The organism is Streptomyces sp. NPDC024698 (genome assembly GCF_055559015.1).
On record NZ_JBVHLK010000013.1, the window covers coordinates 59923 to 81321 of the forward strand.

The 21399-nt window shown below is 72.3% G+C and carries 13 protein-coding genes; 4 read left to right on the forward strand and 9 right to left on the reverse strand.

Translation table 11 applies throughout. The features are described from left to right. Positions 1 to 266 precede the first annotated feature (266 nt). Positions 267 to 2219, forward strand: coding sequence for an ABC transporter ATP-binding protein (locus ACZ4AA_RS25860; RefSeq protein ID WP_467607773.1), 1953 nt, complete (start codon positions 267 to 269; stop codon positions 2217 to 2219). A 64-nt stretch (positions 2220 to 2283) separates the two neighbouring features. Here ACZ4AA_RS25860 and ACZ4AA_RS25865 read toward each other — a convergent pair whose 3' ends face one another. Next, positions 2284 to 5493, reverse strand: a complete 3210-nt coding sequence (locus tag ACZ4AA_RS25865; protein WP_467607437.1) for an alpha-L-rhamnosidase — start codon at positions 5491 to 5493, stop codon at positions 2284 to 2286. 651 nt (positions 5494 to 6144) lie between these two features. Between ACZ4AA_RS25865 and ACZ4AA_RS25870 the strand changes: the two genes are divergently transcribed. After that, complete coding sequence (locus ACZ4AA_RS25870) at positions 6145 to 8262, forward strand: glucose PTS transporter subunit IIA (protein WP_467607439.1); 2118 nt, start codon at positions 6145 to 6147, stop codon at positions 8260 to 8262. Between the two features lie 116 nt (positions 8263 to 8378). Then, positions 8379 to 9260 carry a PRD domain-containing protein gene (locus ACZ4AA_RS25875; protein WP_467607442.1) on the forward strand — a complete coding sequence of 294 codons (882 nt, stop codon included), beginning with the start codon at positions 8379 to 8381 and terminating at the stop codon, positions 9258 to 9260. A gap of 544 nt (positions 9261 to 9804) precedes the next feature. Here the strand turns inward: ACZ4AA_RS25875 and ACZ4AA_RS25880 are convergent. Continuing rightward, a complete protein-coding gene (locus ACZ4AA_RS25880; protein WP_467607445.1) occupies positions 9805 to 11382 on the reverse strand; it encodes an MFS transporter in 1578 nt (525 codons plus the stop codon). 230 nt (positions 11383 to 11612) lie between these two features. Between ACZ4AA_RS25880 and ACZ4AA_RS25885 the strand changes: the two genes are divergently transcribed. After that, complete coding sequence (locus ACZ4AA_RS25885; protein ID WP_467607448.1) at positions 11613 to 12248, forward strand: TetR/AcrR family transcriptional regulator; 636 nt, start codon at positions 11613 to 11615, stop codon at positions 12246 to 12248. A gap of 18 nt (positions 12249 to 12266) precedes the next feature. Here ACZ4AA_RS25885 and ACZ4AA_RS25890 read toward each other — a convergent pair whose 3' ends face one another. From ACZ4AA_RS25890 to ACZ4AA_RS25920, 7 genes are all read right to left on the reverse strand, one after another. Then, entirely contained in the window at positions 12267 to 12569 is a 303-nt protein-coding gene (locus tag ACZ4AA_RS25890; protein ID WP_467607450.1) for a transcriptional regulator, read from the reverse strand. Positions 12570 to 12650: 81 nt separating this feature from the next. Beyond that, positions 12651 to 12971 (reverse strand): hypothetical protein, encoded by a 321-nt coding sequence (locus ACZ4AA_RS25895; RefSeq protein ID WP_467607453.1) that lies wholly within the window; start codon positions 12969 to 12971, stop codon positions 12651 to 12653. A gap of 88 nt (positions 12972 to 13059) precedes the next feature. Then, positions 13060 to 14244: a class I SAM-dependent methyltransferase gene (locus tag ACZ4AA_RS25900; RefSeq protein WP_467607455.1), complete on the reverse strand. Its 1185-nt coding sequence runs from the start codon at positions 14242 to 14244 to the stop codon at positions 13060 to 13062. Then, positions 14241 to 15497: a glycosyltransferase gene (locus ACZ4AA_RS25905; protein WP_467607458.1), complete on the reverse strand. Its 1257-nt coding sequence runs from the start codon at positions 15495 to 15497 to the stop codon at positions 14241 to 14243. The genes ACZ4AA_RS25900 and ACZ4AA_RS25905 overlap by 4 nt, the downstream gene beginning before the upstream one ends. Further along, complete coding sequence (locus ACZ4AA_RS25910; protein ID WP_467607461.1) at positions 15494 to 16315, reverse strand: alpha/beta fold hydrolase; 822 nt, start codon at positions 16313 to 16315, stop codon at positions 15494 to 15496. Before ACZ4AA_RS25910 ends, ACZ4AA_RS25905 begins: the two co-directional genes overlap by 4 nt. 3 nt (positions 16316 to 16318) lie before the next feature. Continuing rightward, positions 16319 to 16663, reverse strand: a complete 345-nt coding sequence (locus ACZ4AA_RS25915) for an acyl carrier protein (RefSeq protein ID WP_467607466.1) — start codon at positions 16661 to 16663, stop codon at positions 16319 to 16321. A 43-nt stretch (positions 16664 to 16706) separates the two neighbouring features. Further along, positions 16707 to 21332, reverse strand: coding sequence for a beta-ketoacyl synthase N-terminal-like domain-containing protein (locus ACZ4AA_RS25920; protein ID WP_467607777.1), 4626 nt, complete (start codon positions 21330 to 21332; stop codon positions 16707 to 16709). Between the last annotated feature and the right edge of the window lie 67 nt (positions 21333 to 21399).

A 21399-nucleotide genomic window follows, 5' to 3' on the forward strand; every position in this document is an offset into this window, starting at 1 on the left:
CGGGGAAGTCGTACGGCTGTCACATCGGGAGAGGCTTTCCACACCGCACCAACGCGAGGTTGCGGGCGCGGGGACGGCGGCTGACACCCGGGGCAAGCCGCGGGAGGAGCGGACGACCGCTGACACCCCGGGCAGGCCGTGGGAGGGGCGGACCGCGGACGCCCCGCACCGGCCCCGGAGCCCGTGCGGCCCCACCCCCGCGAGTGCTCCCGCCCCGATCCGTTGACCTCAACAATGCTTGAGGTCCTACTGTCTCTCCCATGAGCATGGAGACCACAGCCTGGACACAGTTGCACAGTGTCATGAACGCCCAGCAGGAGCGTCGTCCCTTCGACCCTGCGGCGCTGCGCCGCATCGCCGCCTTCGCCCGTCCGCACCGCCGCCGTATCGCGCAGTTCGTCCTCCTCAGTGTGGTGACGGCGCTGCTGGCCGTCGCGACGCCGGTGCTCGCGGGGCATGTCGTGAACACCATCGTGGCCCACGGCGACGGGAGCACCGTCGTCCGTCTTTCCGTGCTCATCGCCGTCATCGCGGTCGCCGAGGCGGGATTCGGGATCCTGGGCCGCTGGCTGTCGTCGACGCTCGGCGAGGGACTCATCCTCGATCTGCGCACGGCTGTCTTCGATCATGTGCAGCGCATGCCGGTCGCGTTCTTCACACGTACACGTACGGGCGCGCTCGTCAGTCGACTCAACAACGACGTGATCGGCGCCCAGCGCGCGTTCTCCAACACCCTGTCCGGCGTCGTGAGCAATGTGGTGACCCTGCTGCTCACCCTCGTCGTGATGCTCACCCTGTCCTGGCAGATCACCCTGCTCGCGCTGGTCCTGCTGCCGGTGTTCGTCATCCCCGCCCGGCGCACGGGCCGCCGCATGGCCAGGCTCCAGCGCGAGGCCGCCGACCTCAACGCCTCCATGGGCACCCGGATGACCGAGCGCTTCTCCGCGCCCGGCGCGACCCTCGTCAAGCTCTTCGGGCGGCCCGGGGAGGAGTCCGCCGAGTTCGCGGCGCGCGCCCGGCGGGTGCGGGACATCGGGGTGCGTACGGCCATGGCGCAGTCCGCCTTCATCACCGCCCTGACCCTGGTCTCGGCCCTGGCGCTCGCCCTCGTCTACGGACTCGGCGGCTGGTTCGCCCTGCGCGGCACCCTGGAGCCGGGCGCGGTCGTCTCGCTGGCGCTGCTGCTCACCCGTCTGTACGCACCGCTGACCTCGCTGGCCGGGGCGCGTGTCGAGGTGATGAGCGCCCTGGTCAGCTTCGAGCGCGTCTTCGAGGTGCTCGACCTGAAGCCGCTCATCGAGGAGCAGCCGGAGCCCCGTACGGTCCCGGAGGGGCCCGCGGCCGTCGAGTTCGAGGACGTCCGCTTCGGCTACCCCTCCGCCGACAAGGTCTCCCTCGCCTCCCTGGAGGAGGTCGCGGCCCTCGACACCCGGGGCGGCGACGAGGTCCTGCACGGCATCTCCTTCCGCGCCGAACCCGGCCAGACCGTCGCGCTCGTCGGCTCCTCCGGCGCCGGCAAGTCGACCATCGCGCAACTGCTGCCCCGTCTGTACGACACCGACTCCGGGGCCGTACGCATCGGCGGCGTCGACGTCCGCGAGCTCAGCGCCGTGTCGATGCGCGCGACCCTCGGCATGGTCACCCAGGACGGGCACCTCTTCCACGACTCGGTCCGCGAGAACCTGCTCCTCGCCCGGCCCGAGGCGGCCGAGGAGGAACTGTGGGACGTCCTGCGCCGGGCCCGTCTCGACGAACTCGTACGGTCCCTGCCCGACGGCCTGGACACCGTGGTCGGCGAGCGCGGCTACCGGCTCTCCGGCGGCGAGCGCCAGCGCATGACCATCGCCCGGCTGCTGCTCGCCCGCCAGCGCGTGGTCATCCTCGACGAGGCCACCGCGCATCTCGACAACACCTCGGAGGCGGCCGTCCAGGAGGCGCTCACCGAGGCACTGGAGGGCCGTACCGCCGTCGTCATCGCGCACCGGCTGTCGACGGTCCGGGCCGCCGATCTGATCCTGGTCGTGGAGGCGGGCCGGATCGTGGAACGGGGCACCCACGACGATCTGCTCGCCGCGGACGGACGCTACGCGGAGCTGTACCGGACGCAGTTCAGGACCGGCCGCCAGGACGGGACCCCGCTGCCCGTCGCGGCGGACGGGACCCCGGTCCCCGCCACCGCGGACGCCCCGGTCCCCGCCACCGCGGACGTGGCGCCGTAGGTGCGCGCGAGTGCCGTGGACGCACGGACGGCCGCCCGCCGTCCGTGCCCCTCGGACCCCTCCGTCAGGTGGTGAAGCGGAAGCTGCCGCAGCCGACGCGGTACACCGCGCAGCCTTCCTCCGTACGCAGGAAGGCCCCGCCGGTGTGCGCGACCGCGTCCGGGCCGGTCGCGGGGATCCACACCTCGGCCGTGGTGTTGGCGGGAACGGAGCAGCTGAGGTCGAAGCCGGCGGAACCCTGGTGCCACCGCGTGGAGACCGGGCCGTATACGGAGGTGAAGGTGGCCCGGGCCGAGGTGACGCCCCCGCCCGGCCGGGGACGCACGACGATCTCCCGGTAGCCGGGCCGGCCCGGAGCGATACCGGCGACGGTCGCGTACATCCACTCGCCCACCGAGCCGTAGGCGTAGTGGTTGAAGGAGTTCATCTCCGGGGTCTGGAAGCTGCCGTCGGGCCGGATGGAGTCCCAGCGTTCCCACATCGTGGTGGAGCCCTTGTCGATCTGGTAGCCCCAGCTGGGGAAGGATCGCTGCCCGATCAGCCGGTAGGCGACGTCCGTGTGCCCGGTGTCCGTGAGGACCGGGAGCAGCCGGGGCGTGCCGAGGAAGCCCGTCGACAGGTGCCAGTCCCTCGCGCGGATCAGATCGACCAGACGCCCGGCCGCCGCCGTGCGCAGGGCGTCGGGAACCAGGTTCATCGACAGGGCGAGCACGTACGCCGTCTGAGTGTCGCCCCGCACCTTCCCGTCCGCGCCGACGTAGGCGTTGCGGAACGCCTCCCGGACGCGGTCGAAGAGGCCGGTCCAGGGCGCGGGATCCTCGCCGAGCGCCGTGGCCATCCGGGACGCGAGGTCGGCGCTGTGCGCGAAGTACGCGGTGGCGATGACGTCCTTGGGCGTCTCGTCCGAGACGTTCAGCCAGTCGCCGTACCCCTCGGCGGGCCGCAGCAGGCCCTGGCTGTGCCGCTCCAGATAGCCCAGCCACGCCCGGACGGACGGCCACGCGTCGGCCAGGACCTGCCGGTCCCCGTATGCCTGGTAGAGGGACCAGGGCACGGTGACACCCGCGTCGCCCCAGCCCGCGACGCCGTTGCCGACGGTCCCGACCATCGGCGCCACGTCCGTGAACGCGCCGTCGGCGGTCTGGCCGTCGCGCAGGTCCACGAGCCATTTGGCCAGGAAGCGCGCCGACTCCATCGTGTAGGCGGCCGTGGGGGCGAAGACGTTGATGTCGCCGGTCCAGCCCAGCCGCTCGTCGCGCGCGGGCGTGTCCGTCGGGACGGAGAGGAAGTTGCCCCGCTGGCCCCAGGTGATGTTGCTGTGCAGCTGGTTGAGCATCGGGACGTCGGTCTCGAACTCCAGGGTGAAGGGCGCCGACGTATGCATGACACGGCCGGTTACGGCCGCCGCGGTGGGGGTGCCGGGGAACCCGGTGACCTCGACGTAGCGGAACCCGTGGAAGGTGAACCGCGGCTCGTAGGTCTCCTCGCCGCCCCCCTTGAGGGTGTACGTGTCGGTCGCCGCGGCCGAGCGCAGATTCGCGGTGTAGAGGGTGCCGTCGGGGTTCAGGACCTCGGCATGGCGCAGCCGTACCGTCGTCCCGGCCTCTCCTGTGACGCGCAGCCGGACCGAACCGACCATGTTCTGGCCCAGGTCGAAGACGAACACGCCCGGGGCGGGTTCGGTCACCTTCTCGGTCCGCCGTTCCCCGGCCACCCGCACCGGTCCGTCGGCCTGCGCGACGATCCGGCGGGGCGCGTCGTCACCCGCGCCGCGTACCGCGAGCCAGGTCCGGTCGTCGAAACCGGGTGAGGTCCAGCCGGCGGTCTCCCCTCGCGCGTCGTAGGTCTCTCCGTTCAGCAGGTCGGCGGAGACGATCGGTCCGGCCGCGGCTCTCCAGTCCGTTCCCGAGGTGACGCGCTCCCGCCTCCCGTCGGCGTAGTCGACCTCCAACTGCGCCAGCAGCGCGGGGCGTTCACCGTACTGATGGGGTCCGAACATGCCGACGTCCCCCGCGTACCAGCCCGGCGCGACCCAGGCGCCGAGGGCGTTGGCCCCGGGCTTCACCAGGGAGGTGACGTCGTAGGTCTGGTACTGGACGCGTTCGCGGTAGTCGGTCCAGCCGGGGGCGAGCTGGTCGCGGCCCACCCGTCCGCCGTTGAGGTGGGCCTCGTACAGGCCGAGAGCCGTGGCGTACAGGCGGGCGCGCGTCACCTTCCCGGCGGGAAGCGTGAACTCGTGCCGCAGTTGGTTGGCGGCGAACGAGGCCGGAACGACCCTTCCCCAGGGACCCGATCCCCACGCGGCGGCGACCTTCGCGGTCGTCCAGCCACTGTCGTCGAAGCCGTCCTCGCGCCAGGTGCCGGGGGGCTCGGTGTCCGTCGCCCTCCAGGACGTGTCGGTGACGATCCGCCGCTCGCCTGACGCGGTGCTCAGGGTGAGGACGGCGATCAGACCGGCGGGCCCCACGGTGGCGTTGGCCGCCGAGACCGCGAGGACGTTCCGTCCGGAGCGCAGGTGTGCGAGGACATCGACGACGGCCGGGTGGCGCCAGTCCTCGTTGTCCGTCGCCAGGTCGGTGCGGGCCACTTCGGCGCCGTTCACCGAGAGCGAGAAAACGTTGTCAGCGCTGATGGCGATCTTCGCCGCCGTGATGTCGTCGGGGAGGTCGAGGACCCGCCGGAACCACCGTGTGGCCGCCGGAGCGCTGCTCGCCGGGTCCCCCTCGGGGAACCAGATCCAGGAGCTGCCTTCGAGGGAGGGCGCGTCCGTGAGGACGGGAGGAGCCGCGACCCACTCCGCCGACCACGGCGTGTCCAGGAGGCCGGTCTCCCACCAGGACGGCGCGCTCCAGTCGGAGACCGCGCCGTCGTTGTCCCAGACCCGCACGGACCAGAAGTAGCGGGTCCGCGGGGCGAGTCGAGGACCGGCGTACGGGACGAGGACGGACTGGTCGGACATGACCTTCCCGCTGTCCCACACATCGGGACGGGACAGGCCCGAGGCGGTCGAGGCGACCCGGATCCGATAGGCGCTCTGCATCGTCCCGGGCCTGTCCGAGACCATCGGCCAGCTCAGCCGCGGGTGTTGGGCGTCGAGGCCTAAGGGGTGCTGGACGTACTCGACGGTCGGAGCGGTGACGCGTGGGGCCGAGAGCCCGGCTCGCGGTCCGGCCTGCCCGGCCCGGCTCGGTGCCGCCGTGGCCGGTCCCGCTCCGGCGACCGTCGCGGCCGCGGCCCCCGCCGCGCTCGCCAGGATGTTCCTTCTGCTGATCAACTGGGGCCCCTCACCTAGGAGTTGTGAAACGATTCATGGCGGTGAAGGTAGGGGTGGGGGAGGAGGAGGTCAACAAGGGGGGCGGGATTTTCCTGAATTCGGCCCCGCTGATCCGTGTCATCGCGCGATCCGGCCGGTTCGCGTCCTCGACCATTGAACGGTTTCAATCGGTGGCGGCCCATCGGGCGCCGTGGGTGCGGCCGGACGGTAAGGCTGGGTCGTCTTGGACGGTCGGGTCGTCCTGGGGGCCGCGTGCCGGCTGAGCGGAGGCGCGGGGGCTCCGGCCTGCCGAGGTGCGGACGGCTTCGGGCCGGCGATCGCTCGCGGTGGCTTCGGCTCCGCGGTCACGACGGCGGCGGCCCCGGCTTCCCGGCCGCGCGCCGCGACCTCGGCCCCGTGGTCGCGCGCGCCGCCGTGGCGTCGGACCAGCTGGTACAGTCCTCAACGATCGATCTCGATCGCAGGATTGTTACTCCCTGTGGAGACCGTCGTCGTCGCCCCGTGCGACGCCGGGTGGCCCACTTGTGCGGGAGGCAAGGCCTGGGTGGCGCCCCGTGCGCTGTCCGGGCCTTTTTTGTTGCTCCGGTCCGGGCGTGAGAGGTCGCGGACCGATGCGGTATCGCAAGAACCAGAGGGATGCAGGGACGCAGCATGAACACAGTCACATCCGAGTCGCCGGCGGAGAAGATCCTCCGCGGCGTCGGCGGACCCGAGAACATCGAGAGCCTCACGCACTGCGCGACGCGGCTGCGCTTCCAGCTCCACGACGGCGAGAAGGTCGACCAGGCCGCGCTCGACGCCCTCGACGGCGTCATGGGTACCGTGCCCCAGTCCGGCGACCGCTTCCAGATCGTGATCGGCGGAGCCGTCGCGGGCGTCTACTCCGACATCATGAACCTGCCGTCGATGAGCGGCGGCAGCACGCCCCGCCCGCAGTCCGACGCCGACGTCAAGGCCGAGATCCGTGCCAAGGGCCGCGGCCGCTACGCCTGGCTCGACAACTTCTTCGAGTACCTCTCGGACTCGTTCCGCCCGCTCCTCGGCGTGCTGCTCGGCGCCTCGCTGATCATCGCGATCGCCTCCATGCTCGACGCCTTCGGCCTGGTCGACTTCCGCTCTGCGGACAAGTCCGCCACCTGGGTCTTCGTCGACTCGATGTGGCGCTCGGTGCTGTACTTCCTGCCGATCATGGTCGCCTACAACGCGGCCAGGAAGCTGAAGGTCGACCCCTGGATCGGCGCCACGGTCATGGCCGCGGTGATGACCCCGAACTTCACCGGCATGATCGGGTCCAAGACCCCCGGCGTCACCACCCACACCAACACGACGCTGGGCACCACCGAGTCCGTGGCGCACGTCTTCGGGCTGCCGATGCAGCTCAACGACTACGGCGGCCAGGTCTTCGTGCCGCTGCTGATGGTCGCCCTGCTCGCCCTGGTCTACAAGGGCCTGAAGCGGATCTTCCCCGAGAACGTGCAGATGGTCTTCGTGCCGTTCTTCAGCATGCTGATCATGATCCCGCTGACCGCCTTCCTCATCGGCCCCATGGGCGTCTGGGCCGGCAACGGCCTCGGCACGGGTCTGTCCTGGCTCAACGGCCACGCCCCGATCGTCTTCGCGATCGTCATCCCGATGCTGTACCCGTTCCTGGTGCCGCTGGGTCTGCACTGGCCGCTGAACGCGCTCATGCTCGTGAACATCAACACCCTCGGGTACGACTTCATCCAGGGCCCCATGGGTACGTGGAACTTCGCCTGCTTCGGCGCGACGGCCGGTGTCCTGCTGCTCTCGATCCGTCACCGTGAGAAGGACATGCGTCAGACCGCCACCGGCGCCCTGGCCGCGGGTCTCCTCGGCGGTATCTCCGAGCCTTCGCTGTACGGCATCCACCTGCGCTTCAAGCGGATCTACCCGCGCATGCTCGTGGGCTGCCTCGTCGGTGGTGTGATCATCGGCCTGCTGGGCGGCGTGAACACCAAGGCCTTCGCCTTCACCTCCCTGCTGACCATCCCGGTCTTCTCCCCGATGATCAAGTACATCATCGCGATCTCGGCGGCCTTCTTCACCTCGATGGCCCTCGTGTACTTCTCCGACTACCGCACCAAGGAGGAGCGCGCCCGGGTCAACGCCGAGCGCGACGCGGCCCGGGCCGCCACCCGCGGTGAGGCCGCCCCGGCCGCCCCCGTCACCTCCGCCGCTCCGGCCGAGGCCGCGCCGGCCGCCGACCGCGAGCTCGTCGGCGTCGGCGCCACCGGTGCCTCCACCGGTTCCGCCTCTGTGCCCGCCGTCGCGGCCGAGGCTCCCGTCGCCGCGAAGGGGCTGGAGCTGATGGCGCCGGTCGCGGGCCGGGTGGTCGGCCTCGGCGAGGTCGAGGACCCGGTCTTCTCCTCCCGCGCGCTCGGCGAGGGTGTGGGCATCGAGCCGGCCGACGGCCGTGTCGTCTCCCCGGTCGACGGCGAGCTGATCACCGTCGCCGACACGGGCCACGCCTTCGGCATCCGCACCGCGAACGGCGTCGAGGTGCTCGTCCACATCGGCATCGACACGGTGAAGATGAAGGGAGAGGGCTTCGACGTGCGCGTCGAGTCCGGCCGGAAGATCTCCGCGGGCGACCTCCTCGCCGAGGTCGACCTCGGCGCCGTGCGCGCCGCGGGACACCCGGCCGTCACCCTGATGACCGTCCTCAACACCGCGGACATGGCCTCGGTCGAGCCGCACGTCGGGCAGGACGTCGCCGTCGGCACCCCCGTCGTGACCGTGCGACGGTGATCAGCCCCGCTTGACGCACACGATCCGGCGCGTGCACGCCTCCCGCGAGGGACGCGTGCACGCGCCGCGTCGGCGTTCGGGAGACCATGGAGATCGGACGGAAAGGAGGGCCGGCGGTGAAGGCTGTGCGTGTCCTGAACAACAACGTGGTCCTCGCGAGCGACGAGAAGGACCAGCCGGTCATCCTGACCGGGCGCGGCATCGGCTTCAGCTCCCACCAGGGCAAGCCCGTCGACCCCACGCTCATCGAGCGTGTCTTCGTCCCCGCCGACGGCCGTGACCCGGCCGCGGGCTCCGTCCCCGACGCGGACCCCGCCCGACTGGCCGAGGCCATGGCCCTCATCAGTGAGGAGATCCTGGAAGCCGTCGTGACCGCCCTCGGCGACGCCGGCATCGAGGGCCGCGAGTCCACCCGGCCCACTCTCGCCATCGCGGTCGCCGACCACGTCGCCGGAGCGCTGGACCGGGCCGCGCGGGGCATAGTCATCGAGTACCCGCTGCGCGCCGAGGTGCAGACCCTGTACGCCACCGAGTACGCCCAGGCGCAGCTCCTGCTCCAGGCCGTCAACGAGCACGTGACCCCGCAGCTGGAGGCCTCCGAGGCGACCCCGCTGGCCCTGCACCTGGTCAACGCGGGCTTCGTCTCGGGCGACCTGTCCTTCACGTACACGATGACCGGGGTCATCCAGCAGATGCTCGCCGTCATCAGGGAGCGGTACGGGCTGGACGTCTCCCACGAGTCGATGAACGTGGCGCGGTTCATCACCCACGTGCGCTATCTCTTCGTACGGATTCAGCAGCGCCGGCAGCTGAAGGGCCACGAGTCCACCATCGGTGTGGGCATCCGCCAGTACTACCCGGAGGCGACGCGCACCGCGCAGCAGCTCGCGACGATCGTCGAGCTGCGTCTGGGCCGCCAACTGAGCGAGGACGAGGTGTCCTATCTGGCGCTCCACGTGGCCCGCATGACGATGGAGGCCGACGACACGGCGGCGTGAGCCGCACGGACGCCGCGACTTCGTGACCACCACCGCCCGCGCCCGCGGGACCACCGCGACCGGCATGGCACGCGAACTGCTCCGAGGGAGTAGTTGAGGGCGGCCATACCGGAGCCGGGGCCGATCGGGTGCCGCAGGGTGACGCGGTCGGGTCCGGTGGTGAAGATCGAGCCCGCCGCGACGGCCTCGTCGATGTCGCTCGGGCCGGGCCCTGCCGGAGCCTTGTGGCTCCTCAACCGCGCGACGAGCCGATCGGGCGCGTCGCCGAGGTCGAGTAGGCCGCCCCAACGCTCGAGTTGACGGAAGATGGCGACGCCGCTGGACGGCCCGGGGCCGTCCGTCCCGCCGCCGGGTTCCGCGTGCAACGGGGACGACCGGTCCGGGGGCGCACCGGTTCCCGAGGGTGCGGGTTCTGAGCCGGGCCGTGCCTCGGGGGAGGACGCCGGAAGCGTCCTCCCCCGAGGGGAGGGCGCCGGAAGCGTCCTCCCCCGAGGGGAGGGCGTCCGACGTTTCCTGTCCGGGGGAGCCGTCCCGGAGCCGGACATCAGGAGTGCTGTCCGGAGGTCTCGACCAGGAGCCCGTCCTGGCCGGGCTCGGCCAGGACGGCCGGCTGCCTGCCCTTGAGGAAGATCAGCGCGAACAGCCCGCCGATCAGGGCCCCGGCCCCGGCGATCTCCATGGCGAGGTGCATGCCCTCCACGTAGACCGGACCGACCGCCTTCATGACCGTCCCCCGGATCGCCGACGGGAGGCCGCTGATCCGGGACAGGTCGCCGTCGCCGAGCAGCTCGACGGCCTTGGCCTGGGCCCGGGCAGGCATGTCGGTCTTGGCCAGGGCGCCCGGCATGCCGTCTCGCAGGTGCCGCAGAAGCAGGGTGCCGGCGAGGGCCACGCCGAAGACCGTACCGACCTGGCGGAACGTGTTCGAGACGCCGGAGGCGGTACCGGCCTGCTCGGCCGGAACCGAGCCGAGGAGCGCGACCGTGGCGGACGCGCCGGTGAACGAGACGCCCACGCCGAGGAGGGCGAGTGACCACCAGTAGCTGCCGAAGCCGGAACCGACCTGAAGGACCGTGAGCCCGAAGAGGCCCACCGCGGACAGCACGGAACCGATCGCGATCGGCAGCCGCGGCCCGACCTTTTCCGCCACGACGCTCGCGGCGAACGAGGCGATCATGATGGGCACGGTGAGCGCGAGGAACCGTACTCCGGTCTCGATGGAACTGAGCCGGTTGATGCTCTGGAGGTACAGGGTGAGCACGAAAATCGCCGCGAACAGGCCGAACAGGCTTAGGCAGTTGACGATGCCGGCGACGACCACGATCGGGCTGCGGAAGAAGCCCATCGGCAGCATGGGGTCGGGATGACGCAACTCCCAGAACATGAACAGCAGCAGGGTCACGACCGAGCCGGCGAACGACCCGAGGATGATCTCGGACGTCCAGCCCTTGGTGTTGCCCTCGATCAGTCCGTACGCCAGTACCGCGATCGTCGTGATGAACAGCAGCTGTCCGACGAAGTCGAGCCTGCGCCCGCGCGGGGAGCGGTTCTCGGTGAGGAGCCGGGCGAGGACGACGGCCGCGATGACACCGACGGGCGCGTTGACCCAGAAGATGCTGTGCCAGCCGTAGTGGTCGACGAGCACTCCGCCGAGCACGGGGCCGGTCGACAGCGCGATACCGCCGACGCCGGCCCAGATGCCGATGGCCTTGGCGCGGGCGGCTGGGGTGGTGTAGGCGGCGGAGACCAGCGCGAGCGAGACCGGGATCATGATGGAGCCGCAGACTCCCTGGAGGATGCGGCCGACGAGCAGCGCCCCGATCGAGTCCGACAGCGCGCAGACCACGGAGCTGAGGGTGAAGCCGATCAGGCCCGCCAGGAAGATCTTCTTGCGGCCGAGGATGTCGCCGAGGGTGCCGGAGGTCAGCAGCAGACACGCGAAGGTCAGCGTGTACGCGTCGATGATCCACTGAAGCTGGGTGATGTCCGTGGACAGGTCTTCCTGGATGTCGGGCAGCGCCACGTTCACGATCGTGGCGTCGAGATAGACCATGAACACGCCGAAGCAGAGGAAGGCGAGAACAAGCCCTTTCCGCTGGTCCGGGGTGGTGGTGTCGCTCATCGCGGTTCCCTCGTGTCAAAGGTCGGGGACGGACTCGGGGATGGTGCGGGGTCGCGGTTGTCGGTTGTGTCAAGGCGACTCGTGACTGATGACCGACGGTCAGTCGGCTCTTCGACGTTAGTGACCGACGGTCAGTCAGTCAACTGACCGTCGGTCGGTCAGTGGGAAGGTAGATTTGGGGAGGTGATCCCAGGAACCTGACGGCGGATCCCCGGACAGGAGACGAGCCCGTGGCGACAGCAGCAGAGACGGACCCCGGCAAAGCCGTGCGCCGGAAGCGCCGGACCATGAGCCCCGACGACCGCCGCTCGGCGCTGATCAAGGGCGCTTCCGAGGTCTTCGGGGAGAAGGGCTTCGCCGCGGCCACGGTCGCCGAACTGGCCGAGGCCGGCCAGGTGGCCAAGGGCACCTTCTACCTCTACTTCGACTCCAAGGACCATCTGCTCGGAGCGATGTGGGAGGAGTACGTCGACGGCTTCCTGCGGGACACCCGCGCCGTGCTCGACGAGGGCGGCGCATGGTGGCCGAGCCTGGACCGTCTGATCCGCGCCATGGTCGAGCACGCCGTCGAGAACGCGGCCCTGCACCGCGTCGTCTACCGCTCCGCCAACGCCAAGGCCCTGGAACTCTGCCACGCCTCCAACCAGCGCGTCGTGGACCTCATGTGCGACTTCGTCGCCCGCGGCGCCCTGGTCGGAGCCTTCCGTGCCCGTGACACCGGCCTCGCCTGCCGCCTGGTCTTCTACGCCGCTGACGGCCTCCTCGACGAGCTGATCGGCCGCGACGAGCCGATCGACCTCGAAGCGGTCACCGCGTCCATCCTGGAAATGGCCCACCGTGGACTGGGCGCCCCGGACCCCGACTGAGCCGACAGGTCTTCGTGGTCACCGAACACGCGGGCCCGGTGCGCACGTCGGCGGCCGAGGCACTGACGTCCGGCGGCCCATAGACGGTACTTCGCCCCCGGCGCGGCGGGTGGCCGCGGCCAGTGCCTCCAGGGCGGCCAGACGCGCGGCGAGTGCCGTGCGGCCGGTCCGGGTGAGGGCGAGCCAGGTGCGGGGCCGCTTTCCGAAGTAGCCCTTGCGGACGCTCACACAGCCGGCCTTCTCCAGGGCGGTGACCGTCTTGCTCCTGGCAAGTTGTTTCCGTCGTGGCAGACACGGACATGCGAAAGCCCCGCCGGGCACGCATCCCGGTGGGGCTCTCGCGCTTGCGACTGGTCGGGCGCGCGCAGGACTTGAGTGCGCATCACCTACAGAAGACGGGCGTCACGCCTGCTGAGCGGGCTTGGCCTCCCGTGCCAGTTCGACGGCCGCCAGCAGGCTCAGTCCCGGCAGTTCCCGGCGCAGGGCCCGTACCGCCGCCACCTCGTGGGCGACGGGGTCCACGCCGTCGCGCTCCAGGATCCCCCTGGCCCACCGCACCCGCGGCTCCCCGCCCCGCTCCGTCAGCTCGTCCAGGATCCGCGCGGCCCGCTGGAGCCCGGGAGCCTCCTCGGCGGGAGCGTCCGACAGCGCCTGGCGTACCGCGTCCCGTGCGTCGTCGAGATCGCTGAGCGCGATCAGGTGCACTTCCTTCTTGCTGAACACTCCGATTCCCCATCTCTCGCGAGCCGTTCACGCTACAGGCTTCTCCGCGAGGCACTCCGGGCCCCCGGCTTTAGGAGCGGTACGCGGCTCAGTCCCGGCGGGCCACCAGACGGTAGGCGTTGGAGACGCCGAGCCGGTGCGAGAGGGGGCGGATGGCGAACCGGTCCAGGAGCGTGGTCAGGACCAGGGCCGGGATCCCCGCGACGAGCAGGGCCGTACGCCCGGCCCGGCGCAGCGCGCCCGGCGGCCTCGGCAGCCAGGGCGCGTCCTCGCGCGGAGCGGCGTGGTCCAGCGTCAGCCAGACGGCGGCGAGCAGGTCCACCGGATCGTGCGGCTCGGCATGCTGCTGCGCCACCACCGTGAACCCCAGCTCCGCCAGTCGGTGGCGCAGATTGGCGACGGGAACGAAGTGCAGGTGCTGCGGCTGGAGCCAGGGCAGCCACCAGCGGCCCAGCAGGCGGGCGTAGCGGCTCTCGGGGTCCGGGACCTCGATGAGCAGATGGCCGCCGGGCCGCACCGCCTGCCACGCGGCGCGCAGTTCACGGTCGGGGTCGGTGCTGTGCTCCAGGTAGTGGAACATGCTCACCACGTCGTAGCGGGAGGCGAGTTCGGGTGCCAGGTCGGGGAAGGTGCCGCGGTAGCCGTGTTCCACCCGGCCCTCGCGGGCGGCGAGTTCGACGCCGTCCGTGAAGTCGAGACCGTCGAACGTCGTGCCGGGCAGCACCTCGCGGGCGGTCGCGCAGAAATGGCCGTGTCCGGTGCCGACGTCGAGCCAGTTCTTCGGGGCGGAGTCGTACGGCAGCATCGACTCGGCGCGGTCGCGGTACATCCTGGCGCGGCCGCCGAAGGTGTCGCCGAGTCTCTTCTCGCCGAGCCCGTCGTAGAAGTCGCGGTAGTAGAACTCCAGTCCCGACTCGCTCAGGCGGGGGTTCTGGAAGACGTGCCCACAGGCGTCGCACTTGTCGAGGACGAACCGGCCCGGCTTGTGCTGGAGCAGGTCGGTCGTGCGGAGGCGTGTCGTCAGCCGATCGGAGCCGCACCAGGGGCAGTTGGCGCGCGGCGGCTCGAAGAAGCGGTCCGTGCCCTCGGCGAGATCGGCCAGATAGCGGGGGCGCAGCCCGGCCACCCGCTCGGCACGGCCGGGCTCCCCGACCGGTTCCCCGGTGTCGGGCTCGGGTCGCTGCTCGGCGTCGAGGCTCGCCGGTTCGCCGGCGTCCCGCCCGGCCGGCTCCTCGTCGGCCTGCCCGGTCGGTCGATCCGTCCGCTCACTCATCGCTGCTCCCAGGCAAGTTGTTCGAGGCTGTCCGCCGCCGCGGGTGCACCGCCGGCGGCGCGGAACGCCGTGCCGATCCGCTCGGCCGCGGCGCGGTGCCCGGGTTCGTGCAGCACGGCGTCGAGCGCCGCGCCCAGCCGGGCGGTGGTCACCCGACCGAACCTGACCCGGACGCCCGCCCCCGCGTCCACCACCTGTCCTGCCACCACCGGCTGGTCGTCGCGGATGGGCGCCACCACGAGCGGAAGCCCGTGCCACAGCGCCTCGCACACGGTGTTGTGACCGGCATGGCAGACCACGGCGTCGGCCCTTTCGAGGAGGGCGAGTTGGGGTACGGAGGGCAGGATCAGCAGGTCCTTGTCGTGGCCGGGCGCGGGGCGAGCGCCGTACGGAGACCTGGTGCCGGCCGGGGACGGGTCGTCGCCCGGTGATGGGGCGGGGTCCGCGCCCAGCGTGTTCCCCGGGTCGACGACGATCCCCTGCACCCGGTCGGCCCGTGCGCGCAGGGCCTCCCGGCAGACGGCGAGGAAGCGTCCGCCGGCGTCCGCGTTCGCGGTGCCGAGGGTCACCAGCACCGTGGCCCGGCCGGGGTCGAGCCAGTCCCAGGGGAAACCGGCCGCGGCCGGTCTGGCCGTGATCGAGGGGCCGACCCAGTGGATCGGGCCGCCCCGCGAGGCGGCCGCATGACCGGCCAGCTCCACCGTGCTGAAGGCCAGCACCAGATGCGGCGAGAACCGCGGATCGGTGTCGCCCGCCGGATCCCCGATGGCTCCGCGCAGGCCCGCCAGGCGCTCCGCCAGCCATTCCGTGACCCTCGGCAGCCCGGCCAGCGGGTCGGCGAACTCGGCCGAGGTGGTCGCCGAGGTGGCCCACGGCAGCCCCGCCCGCTCGGCGACCAGCCCGCCCGCGAACGCCTGCTGGTCGGCGACGACCACGTCCGGACGGAACGTCTCGACCGCCGCCCGCACCCCCGGCGCCATGGCCTCCGCCAGCGGCAGCAGATACCACTCCCACAGGAACTTCAGCGCCTCCGGCCCCCGCAGCTCGGGCGGCCGCCGTGCCTCGCCCACCCCCGGTACCGGCCCGGCGCACGGGAACACCGGGGCCCGGTCACCCGCGAGGCGTCCCACGAGACCGGGGTCGGCGCAGGCCCACGCCACCCGGTGCCCGCGCGCGAGCAGCAGGTCGGCGACCCCGACGGCCGGGTTGATGTGCCCGACCAACGGCGGTACCACGAACAGGAATCCGCTCACCGGGCCTCGGCCCCCACACTCCGGGCCGCCGAAGTCCCCTCGACCAGCGTCAGGATGTGACCGCCCACGGTCCCGGCCGCCTCCACCAGAACCGAGTGCTCGTGCCCCGGGATCACCACCGTCCGGCAGTCCGGCAGCAACGACTCCAACCAGGGCGCGAGTTCGGCGAGGTCGGAGTCACCCCCGTACACGCCGAGCACGGGACACCGCAGCGCGGCTATTTGATGATCCGTCAGGACGCGACTGGCCGGGATGTCCTGGCCGAGGGTGGTGTCCCGGGCGAGCCGGGCCGCGCCCCGGGCCAGCCGGGCGGTGTTGTGGCCACGGTTCGCCGTGATCCAGGCGAGGGCGTCGAGCTCGTTGTGGGCCAGCTGGGCCATCACCCGGTCGAGGATGCCGCCGAGCTTCGACGCCCAGGCGGCGGTGGCCGGTTCGGACTCGATCAGGGTCACGCTGGCCGCACGCTCCGGGTGGCGGGCCGCGAAGCCGAAGGCGATCGTGCCGCCGTAGGAGTTGCCGACCAGGTGCACAGGACCGGTCACCGCCAGCCGGTCGAGCAGCGCCCGGAGGTCGTCGATGTTGTGGTCCAGGGTGTAGCCGTCGGGCGGGCGTTCGCTGCGGCCGTGGCCGCGCAGGTCGTACATGAGGACGTCGAGTCCGGCCGCCGCGAAGGCCGGCGCCACGGTGAAGTAGTAGCTGGCCAGGCTGTCGGTGAGCAGACCGTGGACGAGTACCGCGGTCGCGGTGGCCGCCCGGCCGTCCCGGGGGCCGATCCGCTGTACGTGCAACCGGAGTTCACCGGTGTCGACCATCGCCATGCGTCAGCTCGCCTCCGCCGCCTTCAGACTGGTCACGACGTGAGCGACGAGCTGCCCGACGGTGAGCCCGATGATCTCGTCGAACTCCATTCCGGCCAGGAACTCGGCGAAGTTGACCCGTCCGCCGTACCGCTCCTCCAACAGCCCCGACAGCGTCACCAGGTCGATGCTCTCCAGCTCCAGATCACGGTTGAACGTGGTCGCCATGCCGATCTCGACGTCGTCGAGGCCGTACTCGTCCTCCAGGAGCCGGGCGAGCAGTCCGGTGATGTCGGCGAGGACCAGCTCCGCGTCGGCGGGGTGGGGGGGTACGCGGGTGGCGTCCGCGGGGTGGGGGGTGGCTTTCATGGGGCGTGCTCCTCCTCGTGGGGTGTCCCGTCGGTCCCGTCGGTCAGAACGGTCCGATCGGTCCTGTGGTCCAGGCGACGACATAGGCCCGTTCGGTCAGTCCGGGCGGGTTCGCGGCGGGCGCGCACCGCACGGCGTAGGCGCGTTCCAGGCGTCCCGAGACGATCAGTTCGTCCCCGGCCGGTGCCGCCTCCAGCACGGCGAAGGCGCGCGGCCGGCCGCCGAATCCGGTGCCCTCCGCCTTGGCGACCGCCTCCTTGGCGGCCCAGAACCGGGTGAACCACAGTTCCTCGGTGCCGGTGCCGGTGCCGGTGCCGGTGCCGGTCGCGCACAGCGTGCGCAGCAGCAGCAGTTCCTCCGCGCCGAGCACCGTCGCCATCGCCTGCGGGTCGCGGGACGTGACCTCCTCGATGTCGATGCCAGGACCCGGACCCGGCGTGTGCGGTCGTACGATCGCCACGCCGGCCTCGGCGCGGTGGGCGAGGGAGATGTCCAGCGGGGGCAGTTCCCGGCCGTGCACCCCGATGACGTACGGGCGGCCCATGTCGTCGTTGCGGACCCGCAGTTCGGCGGGGAACACCGGGCCCTCGCCGTGGTCCCACAGCCATCGCCGTACGGCGTCCTTGACCGCGATCCGGCCCAGCAACCACTGCCGTCGGCCGCGTGGCGCGTGCCCGGCGTACTCCGAACGCTCCCGTCCGCCCAGCGAGTTGCGCATGATCAGCTCGCGCGAGGCCAGATCCGGCCACCGTTCGTGCACCAGTAACCAGCCGCCCGGACGGGCCTCGGACAGAGTGTTGCGTTCGGGGAAGCGCTCCATCGGCCCGGTGTGCGGGTCGTTGTCGAAGCGGCGGTCGTGCCAGCCGCGCAACTCCGCCCAGACCGCGCCCGCCACCGATAGCTGTACGTCGGCCTCCAGCACGGTGTCGGTGAGCGAGGTGATCCGCACCAGACACGCCACCTTCGTCCCCGGGGCGGGGTGCGGGCCGTAGAAGCGCATCTCCCGCATCCCGACGGGGAAGACGACCGTCCGCTCGGACCGGGTCGCCATGATCCAGTAGCCGAGGATCTGGCCGACGTTGTCCAGCAGGGCGCCGGGCGCCGCCGGGGCGGTGATGATCCCGCGGATGTGCCGCTCGCCGAGCGCGTTGAGCTCGGTGACTCCCTGGAACGCCGGGCCGTGGAACATCCAGCGCTCGCCGTACAGTTGCGCCGCCGTGTGGAGGGGCGTGCGTTCGCTCGCGGGGTCGGTCCGCCAGCGGGCGGGCGGCGGGGCCTGGTAGCCGGTGGCGAGTTCGACGGTGGCGCGGGCCCGGGGACCGAAGGAGACGGCCAGGCGATCCGGTGCCACGGGCTCCGCGGTGACCTGTACGTCGACGGCGGGCGTGGCCGTCAGCCACTCCTCGAACCGGGCGCCGTGCACCGCGACCGGCACCTTGTCCGGCGCCGCCCGCCGGGCCGCGTCCATCAGGTGGTGCACGATCGTGGTCGCCGGGACGACCGGCCAGCGGTCGGCCACGTCCGGCCAGCCGGCCCGCTGGGGGAAGAAGCAGTGGTCGAGCAGGTACGGCATGGTCTCCGGCGAGACGCGGACGACCGAGGTATGTCCTTGGGCGCCCGTCGCCGCGTCGCCCCTCGCCGTCCGCGTCCCGGCGACGGGTCTGGAGGCGGGGGCGGGCGTGGGGACAGGGCCGGGGACGGGGCTCGGGGGAGGGGGCGTGGCCGCCGGTCGGCCGGCGGGCCGTGCGGTGATGAGCGCTGCCGCCGTGTCCGCGGTGTCCCGCAGCAGGGCGTCCAGTTCGGCGGCGCCGGGGAACCGGTCGGTGAGCCCACGCAGGGAACCCGCCGCGTACGGAGCGGAGACGGCAGCCCCCAACTCGGCTCGCAGCTGCGCCAGTTCCGGGCCGTCGAGGGAGATCAGCGCGCCGTCCAGGTCGAGACGCACGGGAGGCCGCGCCGACAGCGCGCCGCCGTCGGCGGCCCCGGACCCCGCTCCGGCGCCTCCGTCGGCCGCTCCGGATCCGGTTCCTGAAGTGGTGTCCGTACGGGGCCCGGTGGGCAGGCCGGGGGCGACGGCCGCTCCCGCCGTCCACAGCGCGGCCGCCACCCGGCGCAACTGGGCGAGGCCGCTGCGGTGGGGGGAGTTGGCGGCGACGGTCAGATGGTCGCGGTCGCCGAGGGTGTCGCCCACGAGCGACCCGAGCTGCCCGGGGCCCACCTGGACGAAGGCCCGGTGCCCCGCCGCGTACAGGGACTCGGTCAACTGCCGGAAGCGCACGGGTTCCAGCAGGTGCCGTACGAACAAGTCGCGTACCTCCGACTCCCGTTCGGGGAACGGTGCCGCGGTCGTGCCCGACCACACCGGGACGGTCGCCGGATGCAGCCGGAACCGCTGAGCCGCCTCCCTGATGGGCCCGAGGTAGGGCGCCAGCATCGGTGTGTGGAAGCCGGACCGGAACGGCAGCACCTGGCCGAGCACACCGCGGGCCCGGAACGACCGGACGAAGTCCTCGACCGCGCCGTCCGGGCCGCACACCATCGACTGGCCGGGCGCGTTGTCGTGGGAGAGCACCAGACCGGCTCCCGTGAACTCCCCTTCCAGGGCGGCCAGTACACGCTGTGCGGGAGCGCCGACGGCGCCGAACGCGAGACCCGGCACCGTCACCGTGTCCGGATCGAAGCCCGCCATGAAGGCGTCGACCTCGTCCCCGGAGTACAGCCCGGCCACCGTCATCGCGGTCCACTCGCCGACGCTGTGCCCGGCGACCGCGTCCGGCACGACACCGAGGCGACGCAGCGCAGCGTCGAGGAGACGTCCGACGGCCACCACGCCGAGGCCGTGCCGGCCCACGTCGCCGACGGGGTCGCCCCCGGGCGCCGCCCGGGGCAGTCCGAAGTGCGCGGCCACGTCGTCGACGTGCGCGGAGAACTCGCTCTCCAGCCCCGGGAAGACGAAGGCGAGCTTGCCGTGCCCCGGACCGAGCAGCGGGCCGGGCCGGAACCAGACGTCGCCCCGGCCGTGCCAGGCGCGCCCGCGGCCGACCGCCCGGCGGGCCAGGGCCAGCCGTTTCGCCGTCGGGTCGACGATGCCGAGCCGGGCCCGGCCCGCGGCCGGATGGGGAAGCGCGGGGTCGAGCCCGGCGGCGCGTACCGAGGTGTCGTCGGTGTCCAGGAGGGCGGCGAGTGATTCCGGAGCGTCCGCGGCGAGCAGCAGGACCCGCTCGGGCTCGGCGACCCGCAAGGCCAGGCGCCCGGTTGCCGGGGCGGGCGCCGTCGGGCCGGACGCCGGTGCCTCCTCCAGCACCACGTGGGCGTTGATCCCGCCGAAACCGAAGGCGTTCACGGCGGCCCGGCGCACCGGGTGGTCGGGTGAGATCTCCCAGGGGACGGCCTTCTCCAGCGTACGGAAGCGGGTCGCGGCCAGCGCCGGATGGGGGTCGTCGCAGTGCAGGGTCGGCAGCAGCGTCGCGTGGTGCACCGCGAGGGCGGCCTTGACCAGTCCGGCCACCCCGGCGGCGGGCATGGTGTGCCCGATCATCGACTTCACCGAGCCGATCACCGCGCGGTCCCCGTCGGATTCTCCGGCCGGACCGAACACCGTTCCGAGCGTGGCCAGTTCGGCCGCGTCACCGGCCGGGGTCGCGGTGCCGTGCGCCTCCAGCAGGCCGACCGAGCCGGGCGCGGCCGGGTCGAGTCCGGCGGCGAGCCAGGCCTGCCGCACGGCATTCGCCTGGCCGCCGGGATCGGGGCTGACCAGACCGGCGGCCCGGCCGTCGCTCGCCACCCCGGTGCCCCGGATCACCGCGTAGATCCGGTCGCCGTCGCGCCGGGCGTCGGCCAGTCGCTTCAGTACGACGACCCCGGTGCCCTCGCCGACGAGGAGGCCGTCGGCGTCCCGGTGGAAGGGGCGGATGCGCTCGCTGGGGGAGAGGGCGCGCAGTTGGGAGAAGACGCTCCACAGGGTGATGTCGTGGCAGTGGTGGACACCTCCGGCGAGCATCAGATCGCAGCGCTCCGAGGAGAGTTCACCCACCGCCTGGTCGACCGCGACGAGCGACGAGGCGCAGGCGGCGTCCACGGTGTAGGCGGGGCCGCGCAGGTCGAGCCGGTTGGCCACCCGGGAGGCGGCCAGGTTGGGCACCAGGCCGATCGCCGCCTCGGGACTGTCGGGGCCGAGCCGCTCGGTGAACGCCGTGCGTACGCGGTCGAGTTGATGTTCAGTCAACTCCGGCAACAACTCACCCAGGGTGCGCACCAGTTGTCGGGCCGTGCGCACCCGCTGGTCGAGCCGGACCAGGCCAGGGGTGAGATAGCCGCCCCGGCCGAGCACGACACCGACGCGCCGCCGGTCGGGAAGCCGGTCGGGGCCGCCCGCGTCCGCGAGGGCCGCGGCGGCCACGTGCAGTGCGATCAGCTGGTCGGGCTCGGTGCCGGCCACCGAGTTCGGCATGATCCCGAACCGGGTGACCTCCACCTCGGCCAGCGCGTCCACGAACCCGCCCCTGCGGCAGTACACCTGGTCGGCGACGGCCGGTGCGGACGCGGTGCCGGGGCGGTAGTACCCGGCGTCCCAACGCCCCGGCGGCACCTCGCCGATCGCGTCCACGCCGTCCCGCAGATTGAGCCAGTACGCCTCCAGATCCCGGGCCCCCGGCATCAGCACCGCCATGCCGACGATGGCGACCGGAACCTGCCGCCGCGTCCCCGGCTCTCCCTCCGCACCCGCACCCGCACCC